This is a genomic window from Mesorhizobium sp. B2-2-4, assembly GCF_006442375.1.
GTDB lineage: Bacteria > Pseudomonadota > Alphaproteobacteria > Rhizobiales > Rhizobiaceae > Mesorhizobium.
Map to the genome: position 1 here is coordinate 498,236 of NZ_VFWB01000001.1, position 15,022 is coordinate 513,257.

The 15,022-nt window shown below is 64.3% G+C and carries 16 protein-coding genes; 9 read left to right on the forward strand and 7 right to left on the reverse strand.

Translation table 11 applies throughout. From position 1 onward, the window contains the following. Nucleotides 1-224 precede the first annotated feature (224 nt). Both FJ959_RS02575 and FJ959_RS02580 read right to left on the reverse strand, forming a co-directional pair. Nucleotides 225-2,774, reverse strand: coding sequence for an ABC transporter permease (locus FJ959_RS02575; protein WP_140628266.1), 2,550 nt, complete (start codon nucleotides 2,772-2,774; stop codon nucleotides 225-227). Then, a complete protein-coding gene (locus tag FJ959_RS02580; RefSeq protein ID WP_140580212.1) occupies nucleotides 2,774-3,469 on the reverse strand; it encodes an ABC transporter ATP-binding protein in 696 nt (231 codons plus the stop codon). Before FJ959_RS02580 ends, FJ959_RS02575 begins: the two co-directional genes overlap by 1 nt. 82 nt (nucleotides 3,470-3,551) lie before the next feature. On the opposite strand from FJ959_RS02580, the gene FJ959_RS02585 reads away from it, so the two are divergent. Both FJ959_RS02585 and thpR read left to right on the forward strand, forming a co-directional pair. Next, nucleotides 3,552-4,196, forward strand: a complete 645-nt coding sequence (locus FJ959_RS02585) for an arylesterase (protein WP_140628268.1) — start codon at nucleotides 3,552-3,554, stop codon at nucleotides 4,194-4,196. A 127-nt stretch (nucleotides 4,197-4,323) separates the two neighbouring features. Beyond that, entirely contained in the window at nucleotides 4,324-4,920 is a 597-nt protein-coding gene (gene thpR / locus FJ959_RS02590) for an RNA 2',3'-cyclic phosphodiesterase (RefSeq protein WP_140559221.1), read from the forward strand. On the opposite strand, the gene FJ959_RS02595 is transcribed toward thpR, so the two are convergent. Further along, nucleotides 4,824-5,342, reverse strand: coding sequence for a low molecular weight protein-tyrosine-phosphatase (locus FJ959_RS02595; RefSeq protein ID WP_140492208.1), 519 nt, complete (start codon nucleotides 5,340-5,342; stop codon nucleotides 4,824-4,826). The two genes, thpR and FJ959_RS02595, sit on opposite strands and share 97 nt — an antisense overlap. A 51-nt stretch (nucleotides 5,343-5,393) precedes the next feature. On the opposite strand from FJ959_RS02595, the gene FJ959_RS02600 reads away from it, so the two are divergent. The 3 genes from FJ959_RS02600 to FJ959_RS02610 all read left to right on the forward strand — a co-directional run bounded on the left by FJ959_RS02600 (nucleotide 5,394) and on the right by FJ959_RS02610 (nucleotide 7,243). Next, nucleotides 5,394-5,687, forward strand: coding sequence for a 4a-hydroxytetrahydrobiopterin dehydratase (locus tag FJ959_RS02600; protein WP_140524585.1), 294 nt, complete (start codon nucleotides 5,394-5,396; stop codon nucleotides 5,685-5,687). A 416-nt stretch (nucleotides 5,688-6,103) separates the two neighbouring features. Continuing rightward, complete coding sequence (locus FJ959_RS02605; protein ID WP_140550608.1) at nucleotides 6,104-6,466, forward strand: YkvA family protein; 363 nt, start codon at nucleotides 6,104-6,106, stop codon at nucleotides 6,464-6,466. A gap of 273 nt (nucleotides 6,467-6,739) precedes the next feature. Then, nucleotides 6,740-7,243: an invasion associated locus B family protein gene (locus FJ959_RS02610; RefSeq protein ID WP_140492199.1), complete on the forward strand. Its 504-nt coding sequence runs from the start codon at nucleotides 6,740-6,742 to the stop codon at nucleotides 7,241-7,243. A 54-nt stretch (nucleotides 7,244-7,297) separates the two neighbouring features. Here FJ959_RS02610 and FJ959_RS02615 read toward each other — a convergent pair whose 3' ends face one another. Continuing rightward, nucleotides 7,298-8,653 carry a chloride channel protein gene (locus tag FJ959_RS02615; RefSeq protein ID WP_140628270.1) on the reverse strand — a complete coding sequence of 452 codons (1,356 nt, stop codon included), beginning with the start codon at nucleotides 8,651-8,653 and terminating at the stop codon, nucleotides 7,298-7,300. 307 nt (nucleotides 8,654-8,960) lie between these two features. Then, complete coding sequence (locus tag FJ959_RS02620) at nucleotides 8,961-9,260, reverse strand: hypothetical protein (RefSeq protein ID WP_140554786.1); 300 nt, start codon at nucleotides 9,258-9,260, stop codon at nucleotides 8,961-8,963. A gap of 266 nt (nucleotides 9,261-9,526) precedes the next feature. On the opposite strand from FJ959_RS02620, the gene rlmN reads away from it, so the two are divergent. Genes rlmN through FJ959_RS02635 form a run of 3 tightly spaced genes read left to right on the forward strand, consistent with a single transcriptional unit; the run spans nucleotide 9,527 to nucleotide 11,657 of the window. Beyond that, nucleotides 9,527-10,762, forward strand: coding sequence for a 23S rRNA (adenine(2503)-C(2))-methyltransferase RlmN (gene rlmN, locus FJ959_RS02625; RefSeq protein WP_140580215.1), 1,236 nt, complete (start codon nucleotides 9,527-9,529; stop codon nucleotides 10,760-10,762). Then, nucleotides 10,759-11,208: a hypothetical protein gene (locus tag FJ959_RS02630; protein WP_140580216.1), complete on the forward strand. Its 450-nt coding sequence runs from the start codon at nucleotides 10,759-10,761 to the stop codon at nucleotides 11,206-11,208. Before rlmN ends, FJ959_RS02630 begins: the two co-directional genes overlap by 4 nt. Continuing rightward, on the forward strand, nucleotides 11,205-11,657 hold the full coding sequence (locus tag FJ959_RS02635) for a hypothetical protein (protein WP_140628273.1): 453 nt from the start codon (nucleotides 11,205-11,207) through the stop codon (nucleotides 11,655-11,657). Before FJ959_RS02630 ends, FJ959_RS02635 begins: the two co-directional genes overlap by 4 nt. A 79-nt stretch (nucleotides 11,658-11,736) precedes the next feature. Here FJ959_RS02635 and FJ959_RS02640 read toward each other — a convergent pair whose 3' ends face one another. Next, the gene (locus FJ959_RS02640) at nucleotides 11,737-12,378 is read right to left on the reverse strand and encodes a LysE family translocator (RefSeq protein WP_140492181.1); all 642 of its coding nucleotides are present in this window, start codon (nucleotides 12,376-12,378) and stop codon (nucleotides 11,737-11,739) included. A 192-nt stretch (nucleotides 12,379-12,570) separates the two neighbouring features. On the opposite strand from FJ959_RS02640, the gene FJ959_RS02645 reads away from it, so the two are divergent. Then, complete coding sequence (locus FJ959_RS02645) at nucleotides 12,571-13,794, forward strand: argininosuccinate synthase (RefSeq protein WP_140492178.1); 1,224 nt, start codon at nucleotides 12,571-12,573, stop codon at nucleotides 13,792-13,794. Nucleotides 13,795-13,981: 187 nt separating this feature from the next. Here the strand turns inward: FJ959_RS02645 and FJ959_RS02650 are convergent, their stop codons facing one another. Further along, entirely contained in the window at nucleotides 13,982-14,782 is an 801-nt protein-coding gene (locus FJ959_RS02650; protein WP_140628275.1) for a lytic transglycosylase domain-containing protein, read from the reverse strand. Nucleotides 14,783-15,022 lie beyond the last annotated feature (240 nt).

Sequence of the window (15,022 nt, forward strand, 5' to 3'; positions counted from 1 at the left end):
TTCTGCCCCGTCCGGTGTCGGGTCCACCCGGACCCAGGCGCCGCTGGCGGGACTCCAGCATGCCTGCGGCGAAATATGATGGTTATTCGCGTCAAGAACAAGACCGTAACCGGGTGTAATGCTTCGTGAGGCACGCATGGCGCGGTTTTCCAGCCCTTTGGCCGCGAAACATTACGTCGATTTAACCAAATGCCGGCCGTCGGCGGGGTGGAACCGATGCGGACTCAGAGGTTTCGCAGCACGGGCGCTGCCTTGTGGCCGAGCACCCGCCAGGTGCCGGCGAGACCGATGCCGACGGTGATGACCAGCGCAAAGAGAATGGTCGCCACCGCCACTTCCGGCATGAAATGCGACGGCAATGTCATGATGCGGGCGACGACGAACCATGCGGCGGCACTGCCGGCGGCGAGCGCGAAGACCGCCGTGGCGAGGCCGATCAGCATGTATTCGAGCGAGAAGGCCGATATCAGCGTCAGCCGCGTCGCACCAAGCGTCTTCAGCACCACCGCGTCATGGATGCGCGCCCGGTTGCCGGCGGCGAGCGCGCCGGCCAGCACCAGCACCGACGCGATCAGTGCCACGCCGGCCGCCGCCCTGATCGCCGCGCCGAGCTGTCCGACCAGACGGTTGACGATGTCGAGCGCGTCCTTGACGCGCACCGTGGTGACTGCCGGGAAGGCGCGGGTGACGGCATTGAGGATGCGGGCGTCGTCAGCCGCGGTGGCGCTCTTTTCGGTCAGCGTCGCCACCCAGCCATGCGGCGCGCCGGCAAATGTGTTGGGCGAGAACACCATGACGAAGTTGATGCCCATCGTCTCCCATTCGACCTGGCGGAAATTGGCGATCCTGGCCGTGACATTGCGGCCGAGCACGTTGACGGTGACGGTATCGCCGAGCTTCAGCCCGATTTCCTTGCCTTCCTTGTCGGAAAACGAGACGAGCGGCTCGCCGGTATAATCGGCCGGCCACCAGTTCCCCTCGGTCAGCGTCGCGTTGTCCGGCTGCTTGGCCTCATAAGTCAGGCCGCGGTCGCCGCGCAGCACCCAGGCGCCCTCCGCCGGCACCCTGACCTTGTCGACGGCAACGCCGTTCAGCGCCATCACCCGGCCGCGCAGCATTGGCACCTTGGCAAGCGTCCCCTGCGGGGCCTCCTTGCTGATCAGACTGGAGAAGCCGTCGACATCGCTGCTCTGGATATCGACGAAGAAGAAGTTCGGCGCCCGCTCCGGCAGGCTGCCGGAGATCTGCCGCCGCAGATTGCCGTCGATCAGCGCCAGCGTCACCAGCAGCGTCAGCCCAAGCCCCAGCGACAGCACCACCGACGGCGTCAGCGCGCCCGGCCGATGGATGTTGCCGACGGCGAGCCTGAGCGCCACGAAGCGCACGCGCGGGCTCTTCCTTGCCGCCCATTGCACCAGCGCGCCGACCAGGCGCAGCACCAGAAAGGCGAAGATGGTGGCTCCGACGAAAATCGAAGCGATGCGCTGGTCGCCCGAAAACAGGATGGCGAGCGCTGCAAGAAGCACTGCGATGCCGAGCGCCGAAACGACATAGATAGCGCGTGGAAAACCGCGGCCTTCCAGTCCCATCTCGCGGAACAGCGCGGTCGCCGGCACATCGCGGGCGCGACCGAGTGGCAGCAGCGCGAAGGCCAGCGTCACCAGCAGCCCGAACAGCGCCGCCATGCCGAGAGCGCCGGGATAAAAGCCGCCTTGCGCCGGCACCGGAACGACCGACTGAAGCGCGGCGCTCGCGGCAAAGGGCATCAGTGCGCCGAGCACCAGACCTGCGGCGATGCCGAGGGCCGCGATCATCAGGATCTGCACGAGGTAAACGGCAAAGACGAAGCCGCCCGATGCGCCCAGGCTCTTGAAGGTGGCGATGACGCCGCGCTTGCCGTCGAGATAGGCGCGCACCGCGTTGGCGACGCCGACGCCGCCGACCACCAGCGCCGTCAGCCCGACCAGGGTCAGGAATTGCGAAAAGCGTTCGATGTTGGAAGAGAGCGCCGGGGCCGCATTGCTGCGCGTGCGGATCGACCAGCCGGACTCCGGGAAATCCTTGGCAGCCTTGTCCTGGATGGCCTTGAGCCGCGCCTCGTCGGCGTCGGGGGCCAGCCGGATCTTGTAGGAATTCTCGACGAGGCTGCCCGGCTGAACCAGCCCTGTCGCGACCAAGCCCTCGGTCGAGATCATCAGGCGCGGCGCGAAACCGAAACCTTCGGACACGGCATCGGGCTCGGTGACCAGCCTGGCGCGCAGTTCGAAGGTGGCGGTTCCGAGCTTCAGCCGATCGCCGAGCTTCACATGCAGCCGCTCGAACAGCAGGTCGGGCGCGGCCGCGCCGAAAACACCGAACTGTTCGCCAAACAGTTCCTGCTTCGTCAGCGCCGGCTCGGTTTCCAGGGCACCGTAAAGCGGATAGGCCTCGTCGACGGCCTTGGCCTCGACCAGCGCCTGATCGGAGCCGTCGGCAAGCCGCGCCATCGAACGCATGCTGACGGTTCTCGACACCGTGCCCAGCCCATCGAGGAAGCCGCGTTCGGCTTCGCTTGCGTCGCGCTGGTTAAGCTGGAAGCGCAGATCGCCGCCAAGCAGCGTCTGGCCCTGGTTGGCGACGCCGGCACTGATCGAACGGGCCACGGAATTCACGCCGCCGATCGCCGCGACGCCGAGCGCGATGCAGGCAAGGAAGATCAGGAAACCGGACAGGCCGCCGCGCATCTCGCGCAAGGAGAAGCGGACGGCGAGTTTTAACGTCCGCGCCGGTGACATCAGGCGATGGCCTTGGTCGGCGCCGGTGTCTCGATCCTGCCGGAGCGCATAGAGACCTGGCGCGAACAGCGCGCCGCGAGCGCCGGATCATGCGTGACCAGCACCAGCGTCATGCCGCGCTCGGCCGCCTTGGCGAACAAAAGGTCGGCGACCTGCCTACCGGTCGCCTGGTCGAGATTGCCGGTCGGCTCGTCGGCGATGAGGATGCGCGGCGATGGCGCAAGCGCCCGGGCGATCGCGACGCGCTGCTGCTCGCCGCCCGAAAGTTCGCCGGGATAGTGCGTCACGCGGTCGCTCAGACCGACGGCCGCCAGCTCGCGTTCCGCCACCGAGAACGGATCGGCATGACCGGCCAGCTCCAGCGGCACGGCGACATTTTCGAGCGCCGTCATATTGGGGATGAGATGGAAGGACTGGAACACGATGCCGATGTTTCGCCCCCGAAACGATGCGATCTGATCCTCGCTCTTGCCGTTGAGCAGCTCGCCGGCGATTCGTACCGTGCCCGAATCGACCCTTTCCAGACCTGCGAGAACCATGAGCAGCGTCGACTTGCCCGACCCCGACGGTCCAACGATGCCGGTCGCCTCGCCGCGCGCCACATCGAGGCTGACGCCCTTCAGCACATGGACGGACGAGGCGCCTTCGCCCAATGTCAGCGATACGTCTTTCAGCTCGATGACGGCTTCTGTCAAAATGAAAGCGTCCTATATGGAGATGAGGGCTCCGCCTGCGGGCCGTCGCCGGAAGAATTCTCTGTCATATGGGACCTGCCGCATGTCTTTCCAACGCAGAATTGCCGCAGGCCTGATCGTTTTCCTCGCCATTTGCGGCGCCATCTCGTCGGCACGCGCCGAGCCTTTCAAGATCGTCGGTTTCGGTGACAGCCTGATGGCCGGCTACGGCCTCGGACCCGACGAGGGTTTTACCGACAGGCTGCAGGCGGCGCTGCGCGCCAGGGGCAGGGATGTAACCGTCGCCAATGCCGGCGTTTCCGGCGACACCTCCAGCGGCGGGCTGGCGCGGCTCGACTGGTCGGTGCCGGACGGCACGCAGCTTGTCATCCTCGAACTCGGCGCCAACGACATGCTGCGCGGCGTTTCGCCCGATATCACCCGCAAGAACCTGGATACGATGCTGGCCAAGTTGAAAGAGCGCAAGATCGCCGTTCTGCTGGCCGGCATGCGCGCAGCGCCCAATCTCGGCGCCGACTATCAGAACGCCTTCGACGCCATCTTCCCGGAACTGGCTGCAAAATACGGCGTTACCTTGTACCCGTTCTTTCTCGACGGCGTAGCCGGCCAGTCCGCCCTGCAGCTTGAGGATGGCTTGCATCCGAACGCCAAGGGGGTCGCCCAGATGGTCGAGCGCATCCTGCCTGCGGTCGAGAAGGCCATCGCGGCGGCGCCGGGAGGATCGTAAGACGGGATAGGCCCTTTCCGTTGGGGAAATCTTTTTGACGAGACCTGTGACCAACAAACCTCTTGCCCCGCTTGATTATCGATGATTCGCTGGGGGCACAGTTCGATTCGAGGAAGGGAGGCTCTTCATGCCGCGTCTTTTCACCGCCCTCGAAATTCCGCGTGACGCCGCCCTTTCGCTGTCCCTGCTCAGGGGCGGCCTGCCCGGGGCCCGCTGGATCGACGTCGAGAACTATCATCTGACGCTGCGCTTCATCGGCGATGTCGAAGGCCATGTCGCCGACGAGATCGCCAACGCGCTCGACCGCGTCCACCGCCCCTCCTTCCCGCTGACGCTGGCGGGCGTCGGCGCTTTCGGCCAGAGGAAACCCCATGCCGTATGGGCCGGGGTCTCTGCCTCGCCGGATCTCTCGGCGCTTCAGGCTGAAATCGAGCGCATCTGCCAGCGGCTCGGCATTCCGGCCGATCCGCGCAAGTTCATGCCGCATGTCACACTGGCCCGCCTGCGCAATTCGAGCCCGCTGGACGTCGCCCAATATCTTTCGGCGCGCGGCAATTTTTCGACATTGCCGTTCCGCATCAGCCGGTTCGTCTTGATGTCGTCGCGCGATTCGGTCGGCGGCGGCCCCTACATCGTCGAGGAAGCCTGGCCGCTGTCGGGCGCCGATACGCGCGCGGCAAGCCGCGTCGCCAGCGCCTCCGACGCTTCGCGGATCATGCGGTAGACCTCGGCGAAGGCTTCCTCGCCGTCGTGATAGGGATCCGGCACGTCGCGCGCCTTTCCCTGCGCAAATTCCAGGAACAGGTGGATGCGGTCGCGCACGCCGGCGGGCGCCAGCGTCTTCAGGTCGGCGACGTTCGACCTGTCCATGCCGAAGATCAGGTCGAAACGCGAGAAATCCTCGGGCGCGATCTTGCGTGCCCGCAGTTCCGATATGTCGATGCCGTGGCGCGACGCGATGGCGATCGAACGCCGATCAGGGGCGGAGCCCGCCTCCCAGTCGCTGGTTGCGGCCGAATCGAGCACTATGTCCCGGCCCAGTCCACGTTCCGTCAGCACGGAACGAAGCACGCCTTCCGCCAGCGGCGAGCGGCAGATGTTGCCCAGGCAGACGAACAGAATGGATTTTATGGGCTTCGTGCTCATCGATCCGGCGCTATGGTGAAAGTCATCTTCGAAATAGCACAGGAACCGGACATGACGAGAGAGAAACTTGGCAAGGAAGCCATCATCGCGGCGCTGACAGACCTCGAAGGCTGGTCGCTGGCTGCGGATGGCGCTTCCATCAAACGGACGTTCACCTTCAGGAATTTCTCCGAAGCCTTCGCCTTCATGACCCGTGTCGCGCTTGCGGCCGAGAAGATGGACCATCATCCCGACTGGTCGAATGTCTACAAAACCGTCGACGTGACGCTGAACACGCACGATGCCGGCGGCGTCACGACGCTTGACATCGAGTTGGCGAAGAAAATGGACCGCTTTGTTGGCTAGGGTAATTCATAGGTGCGGCAACCCCGGCTTCGTCAGCCACGGGCGAAGCGGACGCGCAGACCCGAGGATCCATGCCGCGACGTTGACCAAGGGGTGCAGTCGAGCAGAATTCAGCACCGCTGCGTCGCTCTTGAGTCGCGGCATGGATTCTAGGGTCTGCGCCGCGTCGCTTCGCTCCTTGCTTCGCCCTAGAATGACGACGGGAGGTGCGTTTGCCGCCGAACTCCAAGGGAGGACGACTGCCAGCGGAGTGTCCGCCAGGCCGGCATCACCTGATCCGCAGGACAGCACGCTAAAGACTGATTCCGATTTTCAGGCCAGCGATCTCCCAAGCTCTTGCAGCAAGCGTCGGGTTTCACCACATTTTGCCCCGCGGCCATGCGCAGGCAAGCGCATGAGCCCGCAAGGAGAAATTGATGGCGCAAAAATCCGGTTTTGATTTCTTCGGCTTTGGCGACAGGCTGGGCGGTGAGGGCGAGGTGCGCGAGAAATTCTGGCGCACGGCCAAGAAGGCCGCGCGGCAGATCCCGTTCATGGAAGATGTCGTCGCGGCCTATTACTGCGCCATGGACAAGAACACGCCGCTGCGCGCAAAAGGCATCCTGGTGGCGGCACTCGGTTATTTCGTCCTGCCGGTGGATATGGTCCCCGATTTCGTCCTCGGCCTCGGCTTCACCGACGATATCGCCGTGCTCACCGCCGCGATCACCGCCGTCAGCGCCCATATCACGCCGGCGCACCGGCAGGCCGCCAAGGACGCCATATCGGACAGGGGCTGAGCCCTGGAACCGGCCTCCGCGCTCTGGACACCAGCGTTCAGAGGGCTTGTGGAAAAGTCAAACTCTTGCCGCTTTCATGCCCTCCAAGTCGCCGAAGGGACATCGCGCCAGCCGCTTGAAAGGCGGCGGCGCGAAGACGGCGGCGGTTTCCTGGGGTGAGCGTCCTTTTCTCAGAGGTAATTCACCGTTTGGTAACCCAGATTAAATCAAAATGAAGCGACGGCAGGACGCCACGCGGCCCGCCTCCGCACCATTTGGAATACGGGAAAAACGATGCGCGGATTGATTGCTACAGTTTCGAGCCTGGTCCTGGTGGCCTTCGCAGCGCCGGCGATGGCGCAGCAGGCGACCAAGATCGGCCAGCACAATGCCTGGGGCACCTACAGCTACCAGGCATCGGGCGGCAAGGTCTGCTATGTCCTCACCGTGCCGACCGACAAGCAGCCGCCGACGCTCGACCATGGCGACATGTTCTTCTTCGTCAGCCAGCGGCCCGGCCAGCAGGTGTCCTACGAGCCGCAATTCATCGCCGGCTACACCTTCCAGGAAAACTCCAAGGCCACCGTCACCATCGACAAGAAGACGTTTTCGATGTTCACGCGCGGCAAGTCGGCCTGGGTCGAGAACGCCGCCGAGGAGCCGGTGCTGATCGCCGCCATGAAATCCGGCACCGACATGAAGGTGCAGGCCAAGTCCGGCCGCGGCAACACCACCTCCTACGTCTTCTCGCTGAAAGGCATCTCGGCGGCGCTGTCGTCGATCGCCAACTGCAAATAGTCGAAATTTCGCTTTGAACAGAGAGGCCGGACCCTTGAGTCCGGCCTTTGTTTTTCACGCCGGACCTGGTTCCGGCGCCGCCTCCGCCCTGCGCCGGCGGATGGCTTCCGCGATGAAGACGCGCGACAGCGCATGATAGAGCGGCTCGCGCGAGATCATGCGCGCCGTGCCGTAGCCCAGCATCGAGGCCAGCATCAGCGCGATGACATTGTCGTGATTGCCGGTCATCTCCAGGATGATGACGAAGGCCGTCATCGGCGCCTGCACGACGCCGGCGAAATAACCGGCCATGCCGAGCAGCGCGGCCGCACCCGTGCTGGCGCCGAAGACGAGGCCGAGCGAGCTGCCGATGCCGGCGCCGACCGAAAGCGAAGGCGCAAAGATGCCGCCCGGAATGCCCGAGACCATCGACAGCAGCCCGGCAAGGAACTTCTCGGCGAAGAAGAACCAGGGCAGCGGCGTGCCTTCAACGGCGCCGCGCGCCTGCGCGTAGCCGGTGCCGAAGGTCAGGCCGCCCGAGGCGATGCCGATCGCCGCGACGCCGAGCCCGCAGATGGCGGCGACCAGCAGGACGCGCCGCAAGGGCTGCCCCGTGTTCCAGCGCCGGATCCGGCGCGTCGCCTTCAGCGCCAGGAGCGAGAACAGCGCGCCGAAGCCGCCGCCGATGACCCCGCAGGCAATGACAAGCGGCCACTCGGCGGCAAACGAGATTGTCTCCTTCGAGACGCCGAAATAGGTGTAGTTGCCAAGCAGGCCGAGCGAGGCGATGCCGGCCAGGATCACCGCCGTCAGCACCAGCCCGTTGGTCCGCGCTTCGTAGGTGCGGCCCATTTCCTCGATGGCGAAGACGATGCCGGCCAGCGGCGTGTTGAAGGCGGCCGCGATGCCGGCGGCCGAGCCGGCCAGGATCAGGCCGCGCGCCTGCGCCATGCCGCCCCAGCGTGCCGCCTGCAGCATCAACGACGCGCCGACCTGCACGGTCGGTCCCTCACGGCCGATCGAAGCGCCGCAGAACAGGCCGACCAGGGTGAGCGCGATCTTGCCCGCGACCAGCTTCAGCGACAGGATGTGGCCACGGTCGTCGTCGTCGCGCAGATGCCGCGCCGCGATCGCCTGCGGAATGCCGCTGCCTTGCGAGCCAGGGAAGAAGGCTTGCGCCAGCCAGGCACACAGCACGAAGCCGAGCGGCGTGATCGCCAAAGGTAGGTAGAAGCGCCAGCCGCCGTCATCGCCGGTCATGGCATGGAACAGCACCTGCGCCTTGTCGGCGAGCACCGCGAACATAACGCTGATCATGCCGATGCAGATCGCGCCGGCCCAGAACACCAGCCGCGGCTGCCACACCCGGCGAGAGCCCCACATCGCGCGCGAACGCCGCAGCAAGGGGTATTTTCGCACTGTACCGGCCATGTCTGTCCTCTCGACGGAGCCCCAGCCCTAACACAGGCATGGCCTCGATCAAGCGTTCGCATCAGACGTGAAATGGAAGACGGACGTGGAGCAAAAGTCCATGGCTGTGGTTGGCACCATGAACAAGGAACCATCAGCTATGTCCGGTTCGGCGCAATGATCGTCGTTTCCGCATTGATCATGAGACACCCTCGACACCGACAGGTGGATATCTCGACCTGCGTGTGCTGAGTGGTCTGCGGGAACAAGGCTCGGATGGGCTCCCGCCGACCTTCGGGCCGGCGGGAATATCGATCGACGGCAGGCCTCACATGGCCATTTTTTCGCATTCCGCCTGAGCCTTCTTGGTCGACGTGTCGATCATGAAGGCTTTGCCCTTGGCGTCGGTCATCATCATCATGCAGTGCTTGATCGGCTTTGCCATCTTCATCATCTCGGCACTCATTTTCGCGTCCGGCGTCATGGTGCCCATATGCCCGTCCGGCATGATTGCCGTGACTTGCCCTGCCTTCATCATTGTCATTGTGCCCATCGCGTCTTCGGCAAATGCCTGCGAGGCGGAAAGGCCGACGAAGCTGGCAATGACCGCGAGCTTGATAGAGTTCATCGTGCATACTCCCATTTGTCGGGGCATGGTTGCCCGATTCAGGGTTCGAACGCGCGGTGAGAACCGTTACTTCAACACGATCAAGTGATCCGTTTTTAGTCGAAAAGCACGGACCGCAGGTCTGACCGGCCGGTGCATCTGTCAATCGGTCGGCGCACGGATCGCCTCGCCATCGCATGACTCCGCGGCCAAGCTGTGCTATGGGCCGCGCTTCATATCAGGCCGATGGATGAAATCGGCCGCAAACCGCTTATATCAGTGCAACCATGACCCTTTCATTCGACCTCACCGCCGAAGGCGCCCGCGACGCGTTGCGCGCCCGCGCGATACAGCCGGAAAAGCCGTCGCTGATCGGCCTGACGCGCGCCGAACTGGGCGAGGCGCTCGTCGCGTCCGGCATCGTGCCGGAGCGCCAGGCAAAAATGCGTGCACAGCAGCTCTGGCACTGGATGTATGTGCGCGGCGTCTCCGATTTCGCCGGCATGTTCAACATTTCCAAGGATCTGCGCGCCGAACTCGACAGGCATTTCACCGTGGCGCGGCCCGAGATCGTCGAGGAGCAGGTCTCCGCCGACGGCACGCGCAAGTGGCTGTTCCGCTTCCCGCCGCGCGGCGCCGGTCGCCCGGTCGAGATCGAGACTGTCTACATCCCCGAGGAAGGCCGCGGCACGCTCTGCATCTCCTCGCAGGTCGGCTGCACGCTGACCTGCTCCTTCTGCCACACGGGCACGCAGAAGCTGGTGCGCAACCTGACTGCCGAGGAAATCCTCGCCCAGTTGCTCACCGCGCGCGACCGGCTCGGCGATTTCCCCGACCGCGACACGCCCGACGGCGCCATCGTGCCGGCCGAGGGCCGCAAAGTGTCCAACATCGTCATGATGGGTATGGGCGAGCCGCTCTACAATTTCGAGGCGGTCAAGAAGGCGCTGCTGATTGCTTCCGACGGCGACGGCCTTTCGCTGTCGAAGCGCCGCATCACGCTGTCGACCTCAGGCGTGGTGCCGGAGATTTTCCGCACCGGCGAGGAGATCGGCGTCATGCTCGCCATCTCGCTGCACGCCACCAATGACGATCTGCGCGACCTTCTGGTGCCGATCAACAAGAAATATCCGCTCAAGGAGCTGATCGCCGCCTGCCGCGCCTATCCCGGCCTGTCGAACGCCAGGCGCATCACCTTCGAATATGTGATGCTGAAGGACGTCAACGATTCCCTCGACGACGCCAAGGCGCTGGTCAAGCTGCTCAGGGGCATTCCGGCCAAGATCAACCTGATCCCGTTCAACCCCTGGCCCGGCACCAACTACCAGTGCTCGGACTGGGAGACGATCGAGAAATTCGCCGACTACATAAATAACGCCGGCTATGCCTCGCCGATCCGCACGCCGCGCGGCCGCGACATCCTCGCCGCCTGCGGCCAGCTCAAATCGGAATCGGAGCGCATGCGCAAAGTCGACCGGCTGGCGCTGGAAGCCATGATGATCGCGGGGCACGGCGAGGCGTGAGGCGTCTCGTCGCCGGGCTCAAGCGCTTCGTCTTCATAGCAGTCGGCTATATCGCCGCCGTGCTGACCTCGATCCTGGTGCCTGTGCTGCTGATCGCTCTTCTGGAAGGGCTCGAATATGGCAACTGGTCCATCGTTTTCGCATTCGACTGGCTGGTTTCCTTCCCGCTCGCGGTAGCGACGGTGGCGGTCTGCGCGCTGTTGATCGTCGGCCCCGCGATCTTCATGGCCGAACGCTTGTCGCTTCGGGGCTGGTTCTACTTCGCGGCCACGGGCGCGATCACGTCCATCGCATTCGGGGTTCTTGTCCCGGGCTCGGCCGGAGGGTTTGTTTTCAACCCGGGCTTTCTCGGGTTCCTGGCCACCGCCGGCATTGCCGCCGGTTCGGTCTACTGGTTTCTGGCCGGGCGCAAGTCCGGCCATCCCTTACGCCGGGATTCGCAATGACCCGTCTCGTCGCCTATATCGTGCGCCTTGCCGTCATCCTGTTCGGCTATGCCGTCGCCGCGCTGGCGGCCAGCGCGTTCCTCAATGTCCTGTTCCTGGCCTCCCTCGGCTACACGCCGGCGCATGCGGAGCCGGCGGCGACCGCCTCGCTCTATTTCTCGATCCCCTTCGTCGCGCTGTTTGCCGCCTATTTCGCCTTCATGCCGGCGGCCCTCGTGATTCTGATCGCCGAGATTCTCGGCCGGCGCGATTGGCTGTTCTATGCGCTGGCCGGTGCGATCGTCGCCGCCGTCTTCCTCGGCTTCGCCGACCAGATGGGCGACACGCCATTCGCCGTCACCGAGCCGCGCGCCATGGCCGCCGTCATCGGCGGCGGCATGGTCGGGGGCATCTTCTATTGGCTCAGCGCCGGGCGCTGGGCCGGAACCTGGTGGAAAGCCGAACCCTGACCTCGAACCGAGCGCCCACGTAAGCAGGGAGCTTTGCTGACCTCCGGTTCGGAAGAGATCAGCAGCGAACAGCAAAATCCTACTTCGCCTGGGCAGTCAGGATTTTGAGCGCGAACGCGGAAAACACGCCGGCGAAGAGATAGTCGACCACCCGCGTCACGCGCGGGCTGGCCTTCATCGCCGCCGAGAATTTCTCCGCCGCCAGCACCATCGGGGTCGTCACCGGGGTCGAGAGCACGACGAACATGGCGCCGAGGAAGAACAGCTTTCCCGGCGCGTGCGGATCATGCGCGGAGACGAATTGCGGCAGGAAGGTCATGAAGAACAGGATGATCTTCGGGTTGAGCAGGTTGACGCCCAGCCCCACCATCCAGCTCCGGAACAGCGAGATTTGCGGGCCCGTCTTCTTCTCCGGCGAGAAGGCCGAACCCTTGGTGATCGCCTGCCAAGCCAGGAAGACGAGATAGCCGGCGCCGAAGATCTTCAGCACGAAGAAGGCCATCGGCGAGGCGACGATCAGCGCCGAGACGCCGACCACCACCAGCGTGGTGTGGATCAGCGTGCCGCACAGCGCCCCCGCCATCGAGGCGAAGCCTGCGGCGCGGCCCTGGCTCAGCGTGCGCGAGACGAACAGCGTCATGTCCGGCCCCGGCGTGATCGCCAGGATGACCGTGGCGATGGCGAACTGGATCAGCGTTGCGGTGTCGGGAATGAAGGACATGGTAGGCCCGTTGACTTTCGATACGCAGCTATAATGAACGGGGCCTGCCGTTGCCAGCGGCTGTGCGACGGAAAGGATGATCCAGCTGTCCCGTATGCCTGTTTCTCCGCGCCTTGCCCCGTTCATCCCTTGCGGTGACCGGAAACGGCGTGATACCTCGCCGGCCGAGAACTCTTGTCGCGGAAACAGCAAATGTCGAAAACAAAAGACGTCAAGAAGGTCGTGCTCGCCTATTCCGGCGGCCTCGACACATCAATCATCCTGAAATGGCTGCAGACCGAGCTCGGCGCCGAGGTCGTCACCTTCACCGCCGACCTCGGCCAGGGCGGCGAATTGGAGCCGGCGCGCCGCAAGGCCGAGATGATGGGCATCAAGGACATCCGCATCGTCGACGTGCGCGAGGAATTCGTTGCCGACTTCGTCTTCCCGATGTTCCGCGCCAACGCCGTCTACGAAGGGACCTATCTGCTCGGCACCTCGATCGCCCGGCCGCTGATCTCGAAACACCTCGTCGAGATCGCAAAGGAGACCGGCGCCGACGCGATCGCCCACGGCGCCACCGGCAAGGGCAATGACCAGGTGCGCTTCGAGCTTTCGGCCTATGCGCTCAATCCCGATATCAAGGTCATCGCGCCCTGGCGCGACTGGTCGTTCAAGTCGCGCACCGACCTCATCAACTTCGCCGAGCAGCACCAGATTCCGGTGCCGAAGGACAAGAAGGGTGACGCGCCGTTCTCGGTCGACGCCAATCTCCTGCATTCCTCTTCCGAGGGCAAGGTGCTTGAGGACCCGTGGAGCGAGCCGCCGGAATTCGTCCATCAGCGCACCGTCTCGCCCATGGACGCGCCGGACAAGGTCACCGAGATCGAGATCGAGTTCCTGAAGGGCGATCCGGTCGCGCTCGACGGCAAGAAGCTGTCGCCGGCAACCATGCTCGCCGCCCTCAACGATCTCGGCCGCGACAACGGCATCGGCCGGCTCGACCTCGTCGAGAACCGCTTCGTCGGCATGAAGTCGCGCGGCGTCTACGAGACCCCCGGCGGCACCATCCTTATCGCTGCCCACCGAGCCATCGAATCGATCACGCTCGACAGGGGAGCTGCCCACCTCAAGGACGAGTTCATGCCGCGCTACGCCGAACTCATCTACAACGGCTTCTGGTTCGCGCCCGAGCGGCTGATGCTGCAGACGATGATCGACAAGAGCCAGGAGGATGTCGAAGGTACGGTGCGTCTGAAGCTCTACAAGGGCAATGTCATCGTTACCGGCCGCAAGTCGAAGAAGACGCTCTATTCCGACGCGCTGGTGACCTTCGAGGACGACCGCGGCGCCTACGACCAGAAGGACGCCGCCGGCTTCATCCGCCTCAATGCGCTGAGGCTGCGCACGCTCGCCGCACGCAACCGCCGGGACTGACCACTCTGCCAGTCAGCGAACAGGAACCCCGGCAACGCGGCCGGGCTTTCTGCTGAAAAGCAATTCCAGGAAAAGTGTGTACGGTTTTCCCGGGAAAAGCGCGTAGCGCTTTCCCTTGGGAATCGCGCAAAAAACAAAGACATAGAGCGGTTCGCCGTCTCCGTGAAACGGTGAACTGCCCTAACGATTACTCGCCATCGATTGCGGTGGCGATACGGGCGATGGCCTGTTGATAGACACTCGCCGAGTTCCAGCCGGCAATTGCACCCATATTCGCCTGAGCGCTCGCGCCGGCCTGCCAGCCATGCGCCTTGAGGAAGTTGGCCGTGGAAGCCAGCGCGGTGCTCTTATCGCGCAGGTTTCCGCTGCCCACTCCATATTTCAGGACATTTCCGGGCAGGAACTGCGTATGGCCGATCTCGCCATGCATGGCCCCGACCGACGAGGCGGTCAACGTTCCGCGATCGACCAGCTTCAGGGCCGCAATGGCATGCGGCTGAAAATAGTCCGGACGGCGGCAGTCATAGGCAAGCGTCAAAATGGCGGACACCGTGTTCTGGTTGCCCATAGAGGCGCCGAAGCCCGTCTCCATGCCCCAGATGGCAAGCAGCACGCCCGGCGAGACGCCGTAGGTCCTTTCGATCTTGTCGAACAGCGCCGCATTCGATTTCTTCAGCGCCCGGCCCTTGGAAATGATCGCCGCCCCGCCGCGGCGCTTCATGAAGGCTTCCACCGAGCCGCTGAAAGCCTTGTGGATGGCGCGGTCCGCGGAAATGGTCCTGGTCGCGTAGGTCGCGCCGGCCAGGGCCGCCAGTCCTCTCGAACCCACGCCCTCGGCCCTGGCCTCCGCTGCGAAGTCCTGCTTCCAGGCATCGAAGCCGGCTCCGGTCTTGCCACAGCTGGCCGCCGCCTGTGCGCCCGTCGCCAGCGCAAGCATCGCCACCACAGTGGCCGCTGCAAACATCTTACCTTTGGCAAGAAATGCCATGTTGTTCTCTCCTGGTTGCCTGAATCACGTCCCGGCCGGAATTTGCCAGTGAAACGCGCACTTGTCACTGTCGCGCGCGCAAGCTGGCCAATGGAAGGGAATTTGCCTACGATCAAGCAAATATTGTGGCAAGAACCACCCATGGCCTGACGATCCTTGCGCCATGTTGCTCAATGACGTCACAGTGGGGAACGACGTCTGTCGGCCGGCGTTTTTTGCACGATGCGCCTTCCCCCTGTT

Coding starts and splice junctions, on each gene's coding strand:
- FJ959_RS02575 (WP_140628266.1), bottom strand. CDS start 2,774: ATGTCACCGGCGCGGACGTTAAAACTCGCCGTCCGCTTCTCCTTGCGC.
- FJ959_RS02585 (WP_140628268.1), top strand. CDS start 3,552: ATGTCTTTCCAACGCAGAATTGCCGCAGGCCTGATCGTTTTCCTCGCC.
- thpR (WP_140559221.1), top strand. CDS start 4,324: ATGCCGCGTCTTTTCACCGCCCTCGAAATTCCGCGTGACGCCGCCCTT.
- FJ959_RS02595 (WP_140492208.1), bottom strand. CDS start 5,342: ATGAGCACGAAGCCCATAAAATCCATTCTGTTCGTCTGCCTGGGCAAC.
- FJ959_RS02600 (WP_140524585.1), top strand. CDS start 5,394: ATGACGAGAGAGAAACTTGGCAAGGAAGCCATCATCGCGGCGCTGACA.
- FJ959_RS02605 (WP_140550608.1), top strand. CDS start 6,104: ATGGCGCAAAAATCCGGTTTTGATTTCTTCGGCTTTGGCGACAGGCTG.
- FJ959_RS02610 (WP_140492199.1), top strand. CDS start 6,740: ATGCGCGGATTGATTGCTACAGTTTCGAGCCTGGTCCTGGTGGCCTTC.
- FJ959_RS02615 (WP_140628270.1), bottom strand. CDS start 8,653: ATGGCCGGTACAGTGCGAAAATACCCCTTGCTGCGGCGTTCGCGCGCG.
- FJ959_RS02620 (WP_140554786.1), bottom strand. CDS start 9,260: ATGAACTCTATCAAGCTCGCGGTCATTGCCAGCTTCGTCGGCCTTTCC.
- rlmN (WP_140580215.1), top strand. CDS start 9,527: ATGACCCTTTCATTCGACCTCACCGCCGAAGGCGCCCGCGACGCGTTG.
- FJ959_RS02635 (WP_140628273.1), top strand. CDS start 11,205: ATGACCCGTCTCGTCGCCTATATCGTGCGCCTTGCCGTCATCCTGTTC.
- FJ959_RS02640 (WP_140492181.1), bottom strand. CDS start 12,378: ATGTCCTTCATTCCCGACACCGCAACGCTGATCCAGTTCGCCATCGCC.
- FJ959_RS02645 (WP_140492178.1), top strand. CDS start 12,571: ATGTCGAAAACAAAAGACGTCAAGAAGGTCGTGCTCGCCTATTCCGGC.
- FJ959_RS02650 (WP_140628275.1), bottom strand. CDS start 14,782: ATGGCATTTCTTGCCAAAGGTAAGATGTTTGCAGCGGCCACTGTGGTG.